Here is a 16,892-nt window from a genome sequence, read left to right on the forward strand (position 1 = left end):
TCGAGCCTGCCAGAACCTCAAGGAGAGCGATACGCCATGAACGAGCATAGCAACATTGTCCCACTGCGTCAGCCCGATGAGATCGACGATCCACTGACGAATATTTTGCGATCTGGAGCTCGGCAGCTGCTTGCGCAGGCTGTCGAGATGGAAGCCGAGGCGTTTCTCGCCGCGATGAAGGGCTTGAAGCTTCCCGATGGCCGCGACCGCCTCGTGCGACACGGCCATGGTCCAGTGCGGACGATCCAGACGGGGATCGGCGCCGTCGAAGTCGCCCGGGTAAAGATTCGCGATCGCGCGGTGACCAGCGATGGCGAGCGGATCCGCTTCACCTCGGCGATCCTGCCGTTGTGGGCACGGCGCACGAAGAGCTTGGATGCACTTTTGCCGGTTCTGTACCTGCGAGGCATCTCGACGGGCGACTTCCAGGAGGCGCTGGCGGCGCTCTTGGGCAAGGATGCGCCGAATCTTTCTCCGGCGGTGGTTTCCAGACTGACGACGGAGTGGCAGCTCGAGTACGAGCGTTGGCAGAAGCGCGATCTGTCGGCGCGCCGGTACGTATACGTGTGGGCGGACGGCGTCTTCCTGCAGGCTCGCATGGAAGACCACAGCGAATGCATGCTGGTGCTGATCGGCGCGACGCCGGAAGGCAAGAAGGAACTCATCGGCTTCCAGGTCGGCGTGCGCGAGAGCACGCAGAGCTGGCACGAACTGCTCGTCGAGGCGAAAACCCGAGGGCTGAAGATCGCCCCGGAAATCGCCGTCGGTGACGGCGCGCTCGGCTTCTGGAAGGCGCTCGACGAGGTCTTTCCCGCCACGCGACATCAGCGGTGCTGGGTGCACAAAACCGCGAATATCTTGAACAAAGTCGCAGTGTCGGTACAGGCCAGCATGAAGAAGGATCTGCGCGAGGTCTATTTGGCGTCCAACCGAGCTTCGGCCGAAGTGGCGATCGATGTCTTTGCCGAGAAATACGGAGCGAAGTACGACAAGGCGGTCGAGTGCCTGACGAAAGATCGCGACGCAATGCTTGCGTTCTACGAATTCCCCGCCGAGCATTGGGACCACTTGCGGACGACGAATCCCATCGAAAGCGTGTTCGCGACGGTCCGGCACAGAACGGTGCGCACGAAAGGTTCGTTATCGTCAACGACTGCCAAGTTGATGGTGTTCAAGCTGCTCTGCGCCGCATCAAAGACCTGGCGGCGGCTGAAAGGCACAAATCAGTTGCCGAAGGTCAGCGCAGGTGTCAGATTCGAAAACGGCATCGAGGTCATCCAAGTGCCGGAAAACCACGCCGCCTGATCGCCTCGTCACCCAAAATCCCGCATAGCTCAGGCATCAAGCTGTCCCGCGAGCGCAATGCGGCAATGCCGGACTACATGCGCAACGAGGGCGGCTGGTACGAGGAGGATTGCGAGTGGGCGAAAGCCGCCGTCGTCCACCCGGTCGGATTCCAGCGCGTCGTCAATGGCCGGACCGAGTTCGACATCGCCATGGAGACGCTCCGCAACTGGCATCCTGTCCCGTACGAGCGCTTCACAGGCGCCATTATCGAGCGCGGCTTGTCCATCGTGAAGGACGAGCGGCTGTTCAAGTTTGAGAACGAGAACAACTTCGTTGTCACCGCTGCCTGGGGTGACTGGGCGCACTGGGTGCCCAAATGCGAGGTCGGTGTCGTGGCCAAACGCGACAGCGACAAGGCCGAGAAATGGGTTCCTAGTCGACGGCAAGCTCTACAGCGAGCGACGCTGAACAGGCTCAAGCATTTTCGACGTGTTACGCAAAAGCGGCGAGGAATTTTCTCGCCGTTGTGACAGCAGCTATCGCGCTCTGGCTGCGCTGCAACATAGGGTAGCGCTTCATTATATTTCTATCGGTCGATTGACTCCGTTCCGCCTAGGGCGCACTATGTTTACATTGAACCGAAATCTCGAGAGAGATTTAGGCAAATCATCTGTCTCTCGGAATCTGTAAATGTGGGCAGCGGGCGTCGACTAAGCCCCGAACCTGTCTACAGATCGAGGTCGGATTCCGAACGCTGAGAGGGAGAACTTCGATGCGTACGATCCGTTATATAATTTGCTCCACAGTACCGGTGGTTGCCACAGTCCTCCTTACGACTGCGTTAACTGCACGTGCAGAGGATTGCCGAACCAGCAATTCGCAGTTTTGTCAAAATATGAGAAATGCCGACGAAGTGTCTAGGCGGCAACAAGCTGAACGTGATCGGCAGAACACGCAGCAAAGGGGCACCAGCCAGTATACTGGCCCGAATTGTTGGTCCTCGGGCGCAAGTGGCACTACGGCATGCGGCTATCAAAGATCGACAAGATAGAGCCCAGTGTTTTGGATCGCGACCATTTTTAGCGCCGGATGGTGAGTGCGCCATCGGATGCATCTGCTGATCTCAATGGTGGTCGCACTATCGATGAGCATTGAATATGAGGCGTACTCGTCTGGGCGGGTTTAGGCGCGCGCGGTCTGAAGTCTGGGCGTGCTTCCGAGAAGGGACGCAAAACAATGCACGTACTCCGCGGAGTGGCGATAGTTTTATGGATGGGTGCCGGGCTGCTCCAAATGCCCGTTGTGGCAAAGGCCCAAACAGAAGCTTCTTTCGAAATCGGTTGGACAAAACTACCCACGCAAACCAAAATTGAAAACTTCCAACTCTACTGCAGGGAGGCTCGGATTGTTGCGTATAGCAAGATTGATCTGAAGAATGTCAGACTCGAAACTGAAGCCTTCAATGTAATAAAATCTTGCGGCAGCGTATCAGCTGGAAAGATCGGACTATTGAAAATTATCACTAACCCTTCTTCAATGGTTAGCGACTTCACATCTCACTTTTCCGAATGCGCCAAGGACACAATTGCTGCAAAGGCCGACGCGGTTGGGCTTTACACCCAAAACGAGCATGGAGATTGGCGACGATGCGACCCTGGTGATGTACTTAGGTAGTATCTTTCCCTGGGGTGCTGGCAGGCCGAAAGCCAGGCCGATCGCTTCACTGGACAATGTGTATTGCTGTTAGATGAGACTGAGGCGTTCTACCGCCTCCACCGGTAGAATTGGGGACAATCGGCGGTCACCGCGTGGGGATCAAAGATGTCAGGCCGGGGTTTAGGAGAATACAAATGAACATGGTCAAAATTCGCCTAATGTCCTGTATTGGAGCCGCCGTTCTTTCATCGGCAAGTTCGTTAGCTTATGGGCAGGCAGCACCGAAGCAATTGTCTGAGGCATCAGTCCTGAATGAAGCACAAACAATAAAGCAAGCTGGCTTGCTCAAGTTGGCTAAGCCATTTGAGGTTTCGGTTAATACGCGATTCGATGGCTGGTTTATTGTCGCGGACAGGGTTGTATTCAAGTCCGGGTCGCAGTTGATCTTTACTCGCCAAGCCCTACAGAATCGTCGCAATTTTTTCATAGTGGCGAATGAGCTTGTTTCTGAGGACTCGAACAGTCCAGGCGTTATAACTTACGAACAAGCTCCGGTCGACGCCGCGTCAGCAAAGCCCGGGCAAGGTCCATCCGGCCCGCCGGGCGCAGGTGACGGCGACTCCGGCCATCAAGGCGGTCCGGGCGAGCCCGGTAACCCGGGACCGAAGGGGTTTTCAGCTCCAGCACTTACAATTACGGTGATGAAGGTGCCGGGTTCCGGTCCGGCAATTGATATGAGGGGTGGCCAAGGAGGCGAGGGAGGGCAAGGGCAAAAAGGCGGAGACGGCGGTGCGGGGCGGCAAGGGTCACCCGCTTCGCTAAGCATGGTCGATTGTAAAGCCGGAGGCGGTCGAGGTGGCAACGGAGGCACAGGAGGCACCGCCGGAAAGGGCGGGGTTGGTGGTAATGGTGGTGATGGGGGCTCCGTTACTATTATCGCCCCACCAGATTTGCTTCCGAGTTTAAGTCAGAAATTTCGCGTTCTTGTTTCTGGAGGGCAACCCGGCAACGGAGGGCCGCCAGGTGCAGGAGGAAATCCTGGCCCTGCAGGCGCGGGAGGTCAGGAAGCCAAGCCTTACTGCGGTGGCGGTCCCGGCGGAAGCGGCGGCACTCCTGGTGCTACGAATGCTCGCGGAGACGTTGGTAAGCCGGGGGTCGACGGCGACTTCTTTGTCGGAGCTATAACGCCAGAGTTATTCGCTCAAATTTCCAAATAGAACGGAAATCGCAAGGAGCCGGCCTGAAATATTACGGTGCAGCCGTATTGGATCGCGGATAAGAAGTGTCTGACGATGCTTAACTCAACGCAGCAACCTTCAAATAGCATTTTCCGCGGCAATCTAAATCGCCCAACCTTGGCTCACAAAATCCGCCGGATCGTTCCGTGAACGTGTCGGTCGTACTGCCCGAGCTGCGCGAGAAGGCCGCGGAGAACTACACAGGCTGGAAGCGCTCTCTGGAGTCGCTTGAGGATAGCCGCACCGGCACGAATGCGTCGGTGAAGATCGAGCTTGCCGAGGGTGACGCCGAGCTGCTCCAGCAGCAAGGCCTCACTAAGGCAATGGGCGGGAGGCTGAACCGAAGACACGAACCCGATCAACAGATCATCATTGGCAGCGCCCTACATCCGTAGTTCGCAAACGCTCCTCGTTAACCGGCAAACACAATGGCTCCCATTTGTGGGCTTCGTCCCTCGCTACCGGCTGAATGAGCGATCGTGTGTCGTGGATCGAACCTCGTTGATTGTACCTCGTCTGTGTCCGACGTCAGTCTCCCGTTTCCCAACTCGGGAGGCATCCTGTGACCCGTCTCGCCATCCGGGTAAAGCATCACCCCAACGGAACGTCGACCCTTTCCGGCATTCCATCGCGCTTTCTGCGCGACGTCTTCACTGCCGCTTCGAACCGGCAGTACGAGCTGGAGAAGCAATACAAGGACCGGCCCTCCGATCCTGACATCAACGACCCGTGGTTCAAGATAATGCGCGCCATCATCGACAGCGTAGCCAACGCTCCGCGCTATCGCCACGGCTATGAGGATGTCCCTGTCATCCAGCTCGATCGGCTCGGCCGCGTCTGTCGGCTGCGAGCTGTCCGAGAACAACGCAAGTTTAGCATCGAGGTCGCCGAGATCATGAGCATGATCATGGCCGGCGTCGAGAAGCGCAGGCAGCAACGTAATCCCCAGTGATGGGGGTTGAGCACGCTGACCCGTATCCCCCGGTGGTCAAGATCAGCGTGCAATAGTCCGGTGGCTACCTGGCCCGCAAGGGCGCGGCAATCCGCTTAATTTAGAGTGCGGATTCCGATTTATTCCGGCCGGGTATTCCGACTTGAAGCCGGCCATCGTTCCGATTTGAAGCCGGCCACGATTCCGAAATGAAACCGGCCGGCATTCCGATTTGAAGTCGGCCGGGTTTTTGGAAGTCGGCGTTTTCGTTTGGATCAGTCCCTCAGGCATCAAGTCCCGCGTTGATCAACGTGGGGAAGCGGATGCCGGCCAAGAGAGAACTGACCATGCGACAGATACGACAGATGCTGCGGCTTGCCCGTGATGGGGTGAGCGCCCGGGAGATTGGGCGCACGCTCGGCGTGGCGCGCAGCACCATCCAGGACAACCTCAAGCGTGCCTCGACTGCCGGGCTGGCGTGGCCTTTGGCGGGCGATCTGACCGACGCCGTTCTTGAACAACGTCTGTTTGCCCATGCCGGCGTCAGGCGCGGCTTTCGCCGGCGCCGGGAGCCGGATTGGGCCTCGCTGGCCTGTGAGCTGAAGCGGCCTGGCGTCAATCTGATGGTGCTGTGGGAGGAGTACCGGGCGGTCCACCCGGAAGGTTATGGCTACAGCCGGTTCTGCGATTTATTCCGAGAATTCGACCGGCGGCTGTCTCCGACGATGCGGCAGGACCATCCGGCCGGCGACAAGGTCTTTGTCGATTACTCCGGCAAGAAGATCATGATCGTTGATCGCGAAACCGGGGTTGTACGCGATGCGGAGATCTTCGTCGCCGTGCTTGGCGCCTCGAATTACACCTACGCCGAGGCGACCTGGACGCAGACACTTCCGGACTGGATCGAGGCCCATGTCCGGATGTTCCGGTTCTTTGGCGGGGTGCCGCGCCTCGTCGTCCCTGACAATCTGAAGTCCGGCGTGCACCGGGCTTCGTTCTACGACCCTGAAATCAATCGCAGCTACGGGATGATGGCGTCCCATTACGGCGTTGGCGTCCTTCCGGCACGGCCAAGAAAGCCGCGGGATAAGGCAAAAGTGGAGGCCGGGGTTCGGTTTGCCCAGACCTATATCCTCGGGCGGCTTCGTCGCCAGACCTTCTTCTCGTTGGCCGAGGCGAACGCAGCCATTGCCGCTGCGCTGGAGCGGATCAACGCGCACATCATGCGCCGGCTCGGTGTCAGTCGCCGTCAATTGTTCGAGACGGTCGAGATGTCGGTCCTGGCGTCGTTGCCGGACGCCGATTATCAGTTTGCGGAATGGCGCGTGGCCCGCGTCTCGCTCGATTATCATGTCGAGATCGACGGCTTCTTCTACTCAGTTCCACACGGCCTGATCCGGGAGCAGGTCGACGTCCGCGCCACCACCCGGACCATCGAGCTGTTCCATCGGGGTTCGCGTGTTGCGGCTCACCAGCGCCGCTACGGCGGCCGCCGGCACGGCACCGATCCCGACCACATGCCCAGCGCGCATCGGCGTTACGCCGAGTGGACTCCCGAGCGGTTCCGTCGCTGGGGACGATCGATCGGGCTAAACACTGAGGGTCTCGTCCTCGCCATTCTGGCCAATCGGCCTCATCCCGAACAAGGATTCCGGACCTGTCTGGGTGTGCTTCGGCTGTTCAAGGATCTCGATCCGGAACGCGCCGAGTTGATCGCGGCCCGCGCGGTTGCGGTCCGCGCGCTGACCTACAAGAGCATCGCCTCGATCATCGCCAACAAGCTCGACCGCAGCGCTCGCCCCACCGATGACGTCGTCGTCGACCATCCCAATCTGCGCGGCCCCGGCTACTTCCATTGAAAGGAAAATCCAGCATGCTGACCCATCCCACGCTCGACCTGCTGCAAAATCTCGGTCTCCACGGCATGGCCAAAGGCTTCAAGGAGCTTGATGCCCAGCCCGAAGCACGCAGCCTCGAACATGCCGAATGGCTGGCCCTGCTCCTGGAACAGGAGAAAACGCAGCGACAGCAAAAGCGGTTTGAGAGCAGAGCTCGCGCCGCCAAGCTACGTCATGCCGCTTGCGTCGAGGATGTCGACTACCGTGCCATCCGCGGGCTCGACCGCACGCTCTTTCTAAAACTCGCCGCCGGCGACTGGATCCGAGCGAGGCATAATCTCCTCGTCACTGGGCCATGCGGCGTCGGCAAGAGTTGGCTTGCTTGCGCCCTCGGCCACAAGGCCTGCCGGGACGACTTCGCCGTTGCCTACCATCGCGTCCCGCGTCTGTTCGCCGCTCTCGCACTGGGACGCGCCGACGGACGCTATACCAGGATGCTGCGGGCGATCGCACGACTTGATCTGCTGATCCTGGACGACTGGGGACCAGAACCTCTCGACGCCGACCAGCGCCGTGATTTGCTCGAAATCGTCGAGGATCGATACGAAGCCCGTTCGATCATCGTCACCAGCCAGCTGCCCGTCGATCGCTGGTACGAAATCATCGGAAACCCCACCATCGCCGACGCGATCCTCGATCGCCTCGTCCACAATGCCTACCGCATCGAACTCAAAGGAGAGAGCCTCAGGAAGCAGAAGAGCTGGCCCCGCAAATTCGGACAGTAGCTTGAGTGGATTTTCTGCCTGACAGCGGCGAGGATTCTTGCTGCGAATCAGGAGCGAAGATGACGAAGAAGAGCCGCCGGACGCATTCTCCGGCATTCAAGGCGAAGGTTGCTTTGGCTGCGGTCAAAGGCGACAAGACACTGGCGGAGCTGGCGCAACTGTTTGATGTTCATCCGAACCAGATCACGATCTGGAAAAACCAGCTCCTGGAAGGCGCCGCCGGCGTGTTTGGGCATGACAAGACATCGGCCGAGACGCCGGTCGATTTGAAGGCGTTACATGCCAAGATCGGCGAGCTGGCGTTGGAAAACGATTTTTTGTCCGGCGCGCTCACCAAGGCGGGCCTGCTGAGCGCAAAGCGATGATCGACCGCGGTCATGATCTTTCTATCGTGCGCCAGGCGAAGGTCCTGAAGCTGGCTCGCAGCACGGTCTACTATGAACCTCGGCCAGTTTCGGCCGAGGACCTTGCCTTGATGCGTCGGCTCGATGAGCTGCATCTCGATTATCCCTTCGCGGGAGCGCGTATGCTGCGATCGTTGCTGCGGCGGGAGGGCGTATACGCCGGTCGCCGCCACATCGCGACGCTGATGAAGCGCATGGGGATCGAGGCGGTCTATCGTCGCCCGAACACGAGCAAGCCGGCTCCGGGTCACAAGATCTACCCGTACCTGTTGCGCGGATTGAAGATCGAGCGGCCCGACCATGCGTGGGCAATGGACATCACCTACATTCCGATGCGGCGTGGCTTCGTCTATCTCGCGGCGGTCGTCGATGTGTTCAGCCGACGGGTCCTGGCCCATCGCGTCTCGATCACAATGGAGGCGGCCTTCTGCGTCGAAGCGGTCCAGGAGGCGTTGGCGAAGCACGGCAGGCCCGAGATTTTCAACACGGATCAGGGCAGCCAGTTCACCAGCCTCGAGTTCACCGATGTGCTGCTGGACGCGAAGATCGCCATCAGCATGGACGGCAAGGGCGCCTGGCGCGACAACGTGTTTGTCGAGCGGCTCTGGCGCACGGTCAAATACGAAGAAGTTTATCTCCGCGCCTACGACAGCGTGTCCGAGGCGCGAGCGTCAATTGCCAAGTATCTGGCCTTCTACAATCAGGGACGCCCTCACTCGAGCCTTGACGGGCGCACGCCCGACGAGGCTTACTTCGGCACGCAAGCTATGGTGATGGCCGCATGACCGTCGCCGACGGTTTTGTCGTCGCTCTGGTCGGGCTACGCCCTCCCGACGCAACGACAAAACCGTAAAGCCCCGCGTTCAGCATAACCCGGCAGGAATCCACTTAAATCCAGCGGGGCGCTGTCCAAACAACCGGGGCCAGCTCTCTCATTCACGACAATCGACCCCACTTGCAGCCGAATCTGAAGGATTGTAATCGATGAGGCACTAGTCGGTGGAACACCACACTGCGGATGATGATGCTGCAATCGAAATCGCGTGTCGTGAAAAGAGCGTTGGATCGATACCACGCCATGAAGGGCGTTTTCCCACCAGGACGACTTGCCGATAATCCGGTAGATGATCTTATTCCCCAGCTGGTTGAGGGTAGCTACCTTCGAGCCATTCCCCACGACCCACTGCCGGAAAGGTCATACCGTTACACAACTGACGGCGCCGACGACGGGCAGCGATATGGACTGAAGATCCCACTTGAGCGAACCGGCGATTGTCTGACCGGCGTCGGCACTGATGGCCGCGGATAGTGGGGGACTCTCCCGCCCAGCCCCTTCTAAAATCGAAGGACTACTACAACAGGAATGGAAGCTATCGCGATGCCACCACGATCGGTAGGCCATGCCGTCGCCAACACCAACGGTTCGGCTGGGCCGCAGCTGTTGCGGCGCCCGGGTTTTCTGGCTGTGCATAGCGTCGAGAAAAGCTTTGGCAGCCGCCAGGTGGTGCGCGGCGTCAGCATTTATCTACGCCGCGGCGAGGCGGTCGGTCTGTTGGGACCGAACGGGGCCGGCAAGACCACCGTGTTCTACATGATCACCGGGCTGATCAAGGCCGACCGGGGTGCGATCGAACTCGACGGCCACGACGTCACCAAGCTGCCGATGTATCAGCGCGCCCGGCTCGGCATCGGCTATTTGCCGCAGGAAGCCTCGATCTTTCGCGGCCTGACGGTCGAACAGAATATCCGCGCGGTGCTCGAAGTAGTTGAGCCGTCGAAGAAGAAGCGCGAGGCCCACCTCGATGCGCTCCTGGACGAGTTCAACATCACAAGGCTCCGCAAATCGCCTTCGATTGCGCTGTCCGGCGGCGAACGGCGCCGCGTCGAGATTGCGCGCGCACTGGCGACGAGCCCGAACTACATGCTGCTCGACGAGCCCTTCGCCGGCATTGATCCGATTGCCGTCGGCGACATCCAGGACCTGGTTCGCCACTTGACCAACCGCGGTATCGGCGTGCTCATCACCGATCATAATGTGAGGGAAACGCTTGGCCTCACCGACCGCGCCTACATCGTCTATGCTGGGGAGATCTTGACCGAGGGTAGTCCGGATGAGATCGTCAATGACCCGGACGTGCGCCGCCTTTACCTCGGCGAGGAGTTCCGTCTGTAGCAGTCGGTGGCGCCCTGGCTGCCCAGGACAGACGGATCGGGAATGACCGCCGACGGCCGGCTCGCATCGAGCTGGGTTGGTTCAAAGGAGATTCGGCCTGTGAAGCGCTGGCTAAGAATGGGCATGGCTCTGGCGATCCTCCTGGCATGGATGACAATAAGCATCTTAACCTACGACGATATCCCAATCGGCTACGTGAGATGAAGGGCATATAACGATATGGACGATTATTGGCCGAAGGTGGTCAGGAGCAAGCGCACTGTCGTGTCCCCTTGGCTCGAAGTGATCGAGCGCGACGTGCAGTTTTTTCCTCAAGCGCGCTCAGACACCTACTATGCGATAGGCCAGCCGTCTTACCTGGCCGCAGTGGCGGTCACACCTGGGGAGCGCTTTCTACTTGTTAGGCAATATCGGCCAGCCATCGAACGTTACTCACTCGAATTGCCCGCGGGGTTGCTCGAGGATAACGAAGATCCGGCGAAAGCGATGGTCCGCGAACTGTTGGAGGAGACCGGATGTTCGAGTAGATCAATCGAGCTAATCGGTAAGACGGCAACCTGTAGCAGCCGCATCAGTAACATGATGTATTCGTTCTTCATCCAGGCCGGAGAACGCAGGTCGGACTTTGTCGAAGAGCCAGGTGTTTCAGTCGCCTCCGTTACTCCCACCGAACTGCGCGATCTGATCGTCTCGGGGGAATTCGCTGAGCAGACGCACCTTGGCGTGTTGGCACTTGCGGCCTGCAAAGGTCTCATCAGCATCTAAGATCGGAAGAACACCAGCCGGTGCTGCAATGCGGTTGAGGGCAGTCAGCCATCTCTATTCCGCATAACGCCTCCAACTTTGGTAGCGTATTCAAGTTGAGTTCAAAACGCGTCGAGACTTGTCACCATCGTAAGAATTGTATAGGGGTATTCTGCTCGTCTTTTGATGGAAGATTCCCATTTGAGCCGCATTGATAAATCGATTGGGGGCGTGAGCTGCGAGGGGTGAGGGACGAGCCGTAACGGGGCGTGCGGACAATTACTCTGGATGGGTTCAAGATTTTGAAAATTGGTTAGGTCTACCGGTGTTTTCTTCTCCGGCAGACGCGTGCAGGGCTGCCTGCATTGGCCATCATCCCGAACGGGTTGATGATGCATTGCTGTTGTCAAAATCGGAGATGGTGGCGCAAAGATTAACGATGAAGGTTCTCCATTTCTTCAAAACTCATCTGCCAGATTCATGGGGTGGAACTCAGTCTTTCATACATCAGTTGGCATATGGCACTGCCCAACGCGGTCACGTAGTCGACGTCCTTTTTTTAAGTCGCGAACTACCTCCTCGTCCGCTAACCGTTGCAAATTACACAGTCCATCCGGCATCTCTAAGTTTTGAGGTGGCTTCTACCGGCTTCTCGCTATCTGTCTTCAAGAGATTTGCTGAACTGGCCAACAAAGCGGATGTCATCCACTATCACTTTCCATGGCCGTTTATGGACGTCGTTCATTTCGCGACGCGAATATCTAAGCCGTCCATCGTCACGTATCATTCGGATATTGTCCGGCAGCGCCATGCGCTCAAGCTTTATCGTCCATTGAAGCGACGTTTTCTACAAAGCGTCGATCGCATAGTTGCCACATCACCGAATTATTTCGCTACTAGTGAGGTCTTGCGGCGATATCAATCAAAAACCAGCGTTATCCCGATCGGGATCGACCGCTCAGTCTATCCCGAGCCTTCTGACGCAAGCCTTGATCGATGGCGGGCTCGTGTAGGTGGCCAATTTTTCCTCTTTGTCGGCATGCTGCGATACTACAAAGGCCTCCACATTCTCTTGGACGCCATCAGCGGCACGAATCTTCCCGTCGTCATCGTGGGATCGGGTCCCGTAGAGCAGGAACTACGTAAGCATGCTCAGAGACTCAATCTATCGAACGTCCTGTTCCTTGGCACGTTGCCAGAGGAAGATAAGGCTGCTCTTCTTACCCTTTGTTTCGCAGTTGTTTTTCCATCCCATCTTCGATCAGAGGCATTCGGAATTTCGCTGCTGGAAGGAGCGATGTTTGGCAAGCCGATGATCTCTAGTGAGATCGGTACTGGCACAACATTCGTTAATGTCGCTGGCGAAACGGGGCTCGTAGTCCCGCCGTCTGATCATGAAGCTCTCAGGCAGGCGATGACTTATCTCGTCGAGCATCCCGATGAAGCGGCGCAGATGGGCCACAGAGCCCGCCAGCGCTATGAGACGCTGTTCACGGCCGACATGATGGTGGAGAAATATCTCCAGCTATACGAAGACATATTGGCTGGGACCTGAATGGCGTCGCGTTGCCGGACGGCGCGACGTGAACTAATCGGCTGTCGTCAGGCCGCCGAGCCGCGCCATCAGCGCTTTCCACCACACGGCGTAAGGCTGCGCGAGCCACCACTTCATCGGTATGCGGCCGCGATGGCGCCGCACCGCCGCGATCGCCTCCGCGTAATGCGCCATGCGGTTGTTTCGCGTCTTGGTCTCGTGGTGCCTGCGGTTGATCGCCGTCACCTGAGGCACGTGCAGGAGCGGTCCAAACCGCCGGTAAAGACGCCACCACAGGTCATAGTCCATGGCCAGGAACAGGCTCGGGTCGACCCCGCCAACCGCCTCCCACGCTGTCCGGCGGATCAGCGTTCCGGGCTGAGAGATGATGCAGCGGAGCGCCAGCGCGCGCTCGCTGAATTGCTGGACCCAGACGTCGCTGCGACCGCCGTCCGGATCGAGATTGATGACCTTGCCGTAGGCAGCCGGCGCGGCAGGATTGGCTTCGAGCGTATCGATCAGAAGACGCAGGCCGCCGGGCTCTAGCATATCATCGCTGTTGAGCCAGGCGACGTACGGCGCAGCACCGTGCCGGATGCCCTCGTTGATGGCCGCAGCCTGTCCGCCGTCAGGACCACTGCGCCAATGCGTGAGCCGATCGCTCCAGCGCTCGAGCACGCCAACGGAACCGTCCGTCGAGCCGCCATCCATAACGACGATTTCAGTAATAACGTCCTGAGTGGCGATCGAGTGCAGCGCGTCCGCAAGGTAACGGCCTTGGTTGAGTGACGGGACCACTACTGTGACCTGCGGTGCTCCGGCGTTCGCTGTTGTAGCGGCCGTGTCGATCGGCGCAGCCGGACTAATTTGCCCCTTCATGTGCTTCCGCTCCAAGCAGGCGGGCCCTCCCAGTGGGTACCGAGATTACGACTTAGCCGCTTGATACTTATAATGCAACCCAGGGGTCGAATTGGTGCTGGTCGCAATCCCCCGTCAAGGGGCGTCACTGGTTTCGACTAAGCGGGATGGCTCCGTCGAGAAAGTGTCGAATTCAATGCTGTTCGTGATTGCAATTCTAGGGTTCAAGAGCGGTAACCGATAGCTCAAGGCGCTGTGGACCTATCTCGGCCGCGTCATCCGGGACATTGGCCGCAAGGTCGAGGGTAACGGCGGGCTCGAAGCGGCGTTCGCAAACCTGCTGCCGCTGGCGCGGCGCGTGCGTGAGCAGCAGCGTCAGCGCGGGCCGAAGGTCTAGTCCTTGCATGCGCCGGAAGTCGAGTGCATCGGCAAAGGCAAGGCCCGTCGGCCTTACGAGTTCGGCGCCAGAATCTCCGTCGCCACCACGATCAACCACGCCAAGGGCGGCCAGTTCGTCACCCATGTGAAGGCGTTGCCCGGCAATCCCTACGACGGTCACACGCTCAAGAACCTGACCCCGGACATGGAGGCGCTCGTCGGCAGCACCATTGCGCGCATCCTCGCCGACAAGGGGATATCGCGGCCACAACGCGCCGTCCGACTACAAAGTTCAGGGTCCTCCTCTCCGGCCAGAAGCGAGCTGCGCCTATTCCTAACCGCGCTCTTTGCCGGCCTTCTGATGAATCCAGCGTGAAATCGGCCTTCTCCAGGGACGACTAAACAACCCGTTGATGCTGACTTCATCGCCGCTTACGATGCGCGATCAAAGCGGTCTTGAGACCGGACCTTCTCAAGACCGCTTGTAGTCGTCTTGGATACGGACGATATCATCCTCGCCGAGATAACTCCCGGTCTGAACCTCGATCAGCTCCAGCCGGATTTTGCCGGGATTCTCCATGCGATGGATGGCACCGATAGGGACGTAGATCGATTCATTCTCATGAACCACTCTCTGTGCGTCATTGATGGTCACTAATGCTGTGCCCCGCACCACGATCCAATGCTCTGAGCGATGATGGTGCTTCTGCAGTGATAGGCGGCCGCCAGGTTTCACTACGATTCGCTTAACCTGATGGCGGTCGCCCATGTCGAGCGACTGATATGAGCCCCAAGGCCGGTGGACCGTAAGGTGGTCCTCAGTGACCTGCGGCGCCGTCTTGCACAGCTTGCCGACGAGGCGCTTTAGCGCATCGGGGTCCTGCTGCCGCGACACGAGAATCGCGTCCTCGGTGGCCACGACGACAAGATCTTCGACGCCTTCCAGTGCCACAAGCGCTTTTTCGCTGCTGACATTGCAGTTCCGCGCGCCTTCGAACACCGCTTGTCCTTTGGCCACATTGCCCTCTGCGTCCTTGGCCGACAACTCCCAGACCGAGCGCCAGGAGCCGACATCTGACCAGCCGCAATCGGCCTGGACCACCGCCGCGCATGAGGTCTTTTCCATCAGCGCATAATCGATGGAGAGTGCCCGCGCACGCTCGAAGCTCTCCTGATTGAGGGTGACGAAACCGAGATCACGCCCTGCCTCTGCCACGGCTGCGGTAACCGCGGCGACAGTATCAGGATCCACCGCGGCGTATTCGGAAAGCAGCGTATCGGCTTTGAACAGGAAGTTTCCAGAATTCCACAAATACCCGCTGGTGACATAGGTCTGTGCATGCGTCGCATCCGGCTTTTCGACGAATTTGGCAACCGTGCTCACATTGAGGGCGATTGTGTCACCTGGCTGGATATACCCGTATTCGGTCGAAGGCCGCTCTGGCCATACACCGAACGTGACAATACGGTCGTCCTGCACCGCTTCAAGCGCACGCCGGCAAGCAGCCAGGAAAGCCAGGGCATTCTGCACGATGTGATCGGCCGCAAGCGCCAGAACGACCGCGTGCGCGTTACGCATGCGAGCGAACGCCGCTCCGGCAGCGATCGCTGGACCGGAATCGCGGCGTGCCGGCTCAAGCAGCACGTCGGCTTCGAGACCGATCTCAGCGAGCTGCTCGCGCACCATGAAGCGATAGGCTGCGTTGGTAACGACAATCGGCTTATCAAACAGCGTCGCATCCGATACCCGCTTCAACGTCTCTTGAAACGTCGAATGCTCACCGAAGAGCTGCAGAAACTGCTTCGGTCGGCCGTTGCGGGATGCAGGCCATAGGCGCGTTCCCGCGCCGCCGCACATAATCAATGGCACAATCAAACTATTCATCTTTGACTCTCGATTTATAGCAGGCAATTCACAAAAGTCGTGTTGCCGCAGGCATTTAAGGCGCCCCCTACGGTTGACAATAGTTGACTCGCTATCCCGTTGCGGGTAATCAATTTGGCCCGCTAGCGGAACGGACCGGAAGGCAGGACACACGGTGTCCGGTCATCGAGCGAGGCGCCCGCCGCTTTTCGCGCACCCAATCGCTACTTCGTTCTGACACCGCGACATCTTTGTGGGCATACGGGCTAGGGCGTGGGTACTGACAACTGAGGGGCGCTTTACAACCGAGGGGGAGCCTATTCAACAGTTTCGGACAACGTCAGGGCGAAGTTGGCTGGGCCCAAGCTTGATTTCTCGACCCGGGCAGTCCAATAACCCATCGGATCGAATTGGGGACAGATCCATGCCGCCACTTTGGGAAAAGGGGACGATGAGTTCCCCGGCAACACCAGCCCCCTGCTGCTGGCTGATTTTTGCTGCGTATGTGACGATGTCCTTAGAATTTTTCACCCATGATGGCTATCAGCGGCACAACAGGCGACGCCAAGAGCATTTGGCGAGTTTGATGTTACCACTTGCCGACAAGACAGTCCTCGAACTAGGTGCCGGCGTCGGGGACCACACGAGCTTCTTCATCGATCGGAATTGCAAGGTTACGGCAACGGATGCGCGTGAGGATAACCTAGTCCATTTGCGCGCACGCTTTCCTTCGGTCACGACGCAGGTCATCGATGTTGAGGCCGATCTTCCGCTGGATCTGCCGCCGCATGACGTGGTCTATGCGTATGGGATTTTGTATCATCTCGCAGATCCTAGTCTAGCGCTGAACCGCATTGCGTCCGTGGCCACGAACATGCTTCTTCTCGAGACGTGTGTCTCGTTCGGCGCGCATGAGGCGATTAACCCCATAGTCGAGAATACGAACGATCCGACACAAGCTGCGCACGGACTCGGCTGTCGCCCGACCCGCCCTTGGGTATTCCGCTCGTTGCGGCGCCTTTTTGAGCATGTTTATGTTCCGCGGACGCAACCTTGGCACGAGGAGTTTCCGACCAATTGGCTCAATACGCCTCCCGCCAATGCGACGGGCCTCTACCGAAGCATATTTGTTGCATCTCGCGCTCGACTAGAGAATCCGTTGCTCGCGGACACGCTGCTTGATCTGCAAGTGAGGCAATAAG

13 protein-coding genes and 2 pseudogenes are annotated in these 16,892 nt (G+C 58.7%); 13 read left to right on the plus strand and 2 right to left on the minus strand.

Features of this window, described 5'->3' with window-relative positions; all coding sequences use genetic code 11:
* Nucleotides 1-36 precede the first annotated feature (36 nt).
* The 11 genes and pseudogenes from ABIF91_RS07595 (at nt 37) to ABIF91_RS07645 (ending at nt 12,611) form a co-directional block, all read left to right on the plus strand.
* On the plus strand, nt 37-1,305 hold the full coding sequence (locus ABIF91_RS07595) for an IS256 family transposase (RefSeq protein WP_014497957.1): 1,269 nt from the start codon (nt 37-39) through the stop codon (nt 1,303-1,305).
* Between the two features lie 41 nt (nt 1,306-1,346).
* Complete coding sequence (locus ABIF91_RS07600) at nt 1,347-1,817, plus strand: DUF7007 domain-containing protein (protein ID WP_424579089.1); 471 nt, start codon at nt 1,347-1,349, stop codon at nt 1,815-1,817.
* 742 nt (nt 1,818-2,559) lie between these two features.
* Entirely contained in the window at nt 2,560-2,961 is a 402-nt protein-coding gene (locus ABIF91_RS07605) for a hypothetical protein (RefSeq protein ID WP_424578922.1), read from the plus strand.
* Between the two features lie 1,366 nt (nt 2,962-4,327).
* Nucleotides 4,328-4,576, plus strand: coding sequence for a hypothetical protein (locus ABIF91_RS07610; RefSeq protein ID WP_424578923.1), 249 nt, complete (start codon nt 4,328-4,330; stop codon nt 4,574-4,576).
* 167 nt (nt 4,577-4,743) lie between these two features.
* The gene (locus ABIF91_RS07615) at nt 4,744-5,133 is read left to right on the plus strand and encodes a hypothetical protein (RefSeq protein WP_424578924.1); all 390 of its coding nucleotides are present in this window, start codon (nt 4,744-4,746) and stop codon (nt 5,131-5,133) included.
* Nucleotides 5,134-5,435: 302 nt separating this feature from the next.
* The gene (gene istA, locus ABIF91_RS07620) at nt 5,436-6,971 is read left to right on the plus strand and encodes an IS21 family transposase (RefSeq protein WP_424578659.1); all 1,536 of its coding nucleotides are present in this window, start codon (nt 5,436-5,438) and stop codon (nt 6,969-6,971) included.
* A 14-nt stretch (nt 6,972-6,985) separates the two neighbouring features.
* Nucleotides 6,986-7,735: an IS21-like element helper ATPase IstB gene (istB, locus tag ABIF91_RS07625; protein ID WP_424578925.1), complete on the plus strand. Its 750-nt coding sequence runs from the start codon at nt 6,986-6,988 to the stop codon at nt 7,733-7,735.
* Between the two features lie 59 nt (nt 7,736-7,794).
* Nucleotides 7,795-8,924, plus strand: a protein-coding gene (locus ABIF91_RS07630; protein ID WP_086023025.1) for an IS3-like element ISRj2 family transposase whose coding sequence is annotated in 2 segments (ribosomal slippage) — nt 7,795-8,047 and nt 8,047-8,924 — 1,131 coding nt in all. Because the reading frame shifts where the segments join, the coding sequence is not laid out codon by codon here.
* A gap of 623 nt (nt 8,925-9,547) precedes the next feature.
* Nucleotides 9,548-10,312 (plus strand): annotated as a pseudogene (gene lptB, locus ABIF91_RS07635) (LPS export ABC transporter ATP-binding protein); the annotation flags it as partial.
* A 219-nt stretch (nt 10,313-10,531) separates the two neighbouring features.
* Nucleotides 10,532-11,077, plus strand: a complete 546-nt coding sequence (locus ABIF91_RS07640; RefSeq protein WP_424578926.1) for an NUDIX hydrolase — start codon at nt 10,532-10,534, stop codon at nt 11,075-11,077.
* A 418-nt stretch (nt 11,078-11,495) separates the two neighbouring features.
* Nucleotides 11,496-12,611, plus strand: a complete 1,116-nt coding sequence (locus ABIF91_RS07645; RefSeq protein ID WP_424578927.1) for a glycosyltransferase family 4 protein — start codon at nt 11,496-11,498, stop codon at nt 12,609-12,611.
* 33 nt (nt 12,612-12,644) lie between these two features.
* On the opposite strand, the gene ABIF91_RS07650 is transcribed toward ABIF91_RS07645, so the two are convergent.
* The gene (locus ABIF91_RS07650) at nt 12,645-13,469 is read right to left on the minus strand and encodes a glycosyltransferase family 2 protein (protein WP_424578928.1); all 825 of its coding nucleotides are present in this window, start codon (nt 13,467-13,469) and stop codon (nt 12,645-12,647) included.
* A 223-nt stretch (nt 13,470-13,692) separates the two neighbouring features.
* Here ABIF91_RS07650 and ABIF91_RS07655 point away from each other — a divergent pair.
* Nucleotides 13,693-14,147, plus strand: a pseudogene (locus ABIF91_RS07655) (IS5/IS1182 family transposase); the annotation flags it as partial.
* A 151-nt stretch (nt 14,148-14,298) separates the two neighbouring features.
* On the opposite strand, the gene ABIF91_RS07660 reads toward ABIF91_RS07655, so the two are convergent.
* The gene (locus tag ABIF91_RS07660) at nt 14,299-15,711 is read right to left on the minus strand and encodes a mannose-1-phosphate guanylyltransferase/mannose-6-phosphate isomerase (protein ID WP_424578929.1); all 1,413 of its coding nucleotides are present in this window, start codon (nt 15,709-15,711) and stop codon (nt 14,299-14,301) included.
* 403 nt (nt 15,712-16,114) lie between these two features.
* Here ABIF91_RS07660 and ABIF91_RS07665 point away from each other — a divergent pair, with 403 nt between their 5' ends.
* The gene (locus ABIF91_RS07665; protein WP_424578930.1) at nt 16,115-16,891 is read left to right on the plus strand and encodes a class I SAM-dependent methyltransferase; all 777 of its coding nucleotides are present in this window, start codon (nt 16,115-16,117) and stop codon (nt 16,889-16,891) included.
* Nucleotide 16,892: the final 1 nt, after the last annotated feature.

Source organism: Bradyrhizobium sp. USDA 241 (assembly GCF_049739505.1).
Taxonomy (GTDB): Bacteria; Pseudomonadota; Alphaproteobacteria; order Rhizobiales; family Xanthobacteraceae; genus Bradyrhizobium; species Bradyrhizobium liaoningense.

Excerpts from the sequence above, each read along its gene's own strand:
- ABIF91_RS07595 (WP_014497957.1), top strand. The coding sequence starts at position 37 with ATGAACGAGCATAGCAACATTGTCCCACTGCGTCAGCCCGATGAGATC.
- ABIF91_RS07605 (WP_424578922.1), top strand. The coding sequence starts at position 2,560 with ATGGGTGCCGGGCTGCTCCAAATGCCCGTTGTGGCAAAGGCCCAAACA.
- istA (WP_424578659.1), top strand. The coding sequence starts at position 5,436 with ATGCCGGCCAAGAGAGAACTGACCATGCGACAGATACGACAGATGCTG.
- istB (WP_424578925.1), top strand. The coding sequence starts at position 6,986 with ATGCTGACCCATCCCACGCTCGACCTGCTGCAAAATCTCGGTCTCCAC.
- ABIF91_RS07640 (WP_424578926.1), top strand. The coding sequence starts at position 10,532 with ATGGACGATTATTGGCCGAAGGTGGTCAGGAGCAAGCGCACTGTCGTG.
- ABIF91_RS07645 (WP_424578927.1), top strand. The coding sequence starts at position 11,496 with ATGAAGGTTCTCCATTTCTTCAAAACTCATCTGCCAGATTCATGGGGT.
- ABIF91_RS07650 (WP_424578928.1), bottom strand. The coding sequence starts at position 13,469 with ATGAAGGGGCAAATTAGTCCGGCTGCGCCGATCGACACGGCCGCTACA.
- ABIF91_RS07660 (WP_424578929.1), bottom strand. The coding sequence starts at position 15,711 with ATGAATAGTTTGATTGTGCCATTGATTATGTGCGGCGGCGCGGGAACG.
- ABIF91_RS07665 (WP_424578930.1), top strand. The coding sequence starts at position 16,115 with ATGCCGCCACTTTGGGAAAAGGGGACGATGAGTTCCCCGGCAACACCA.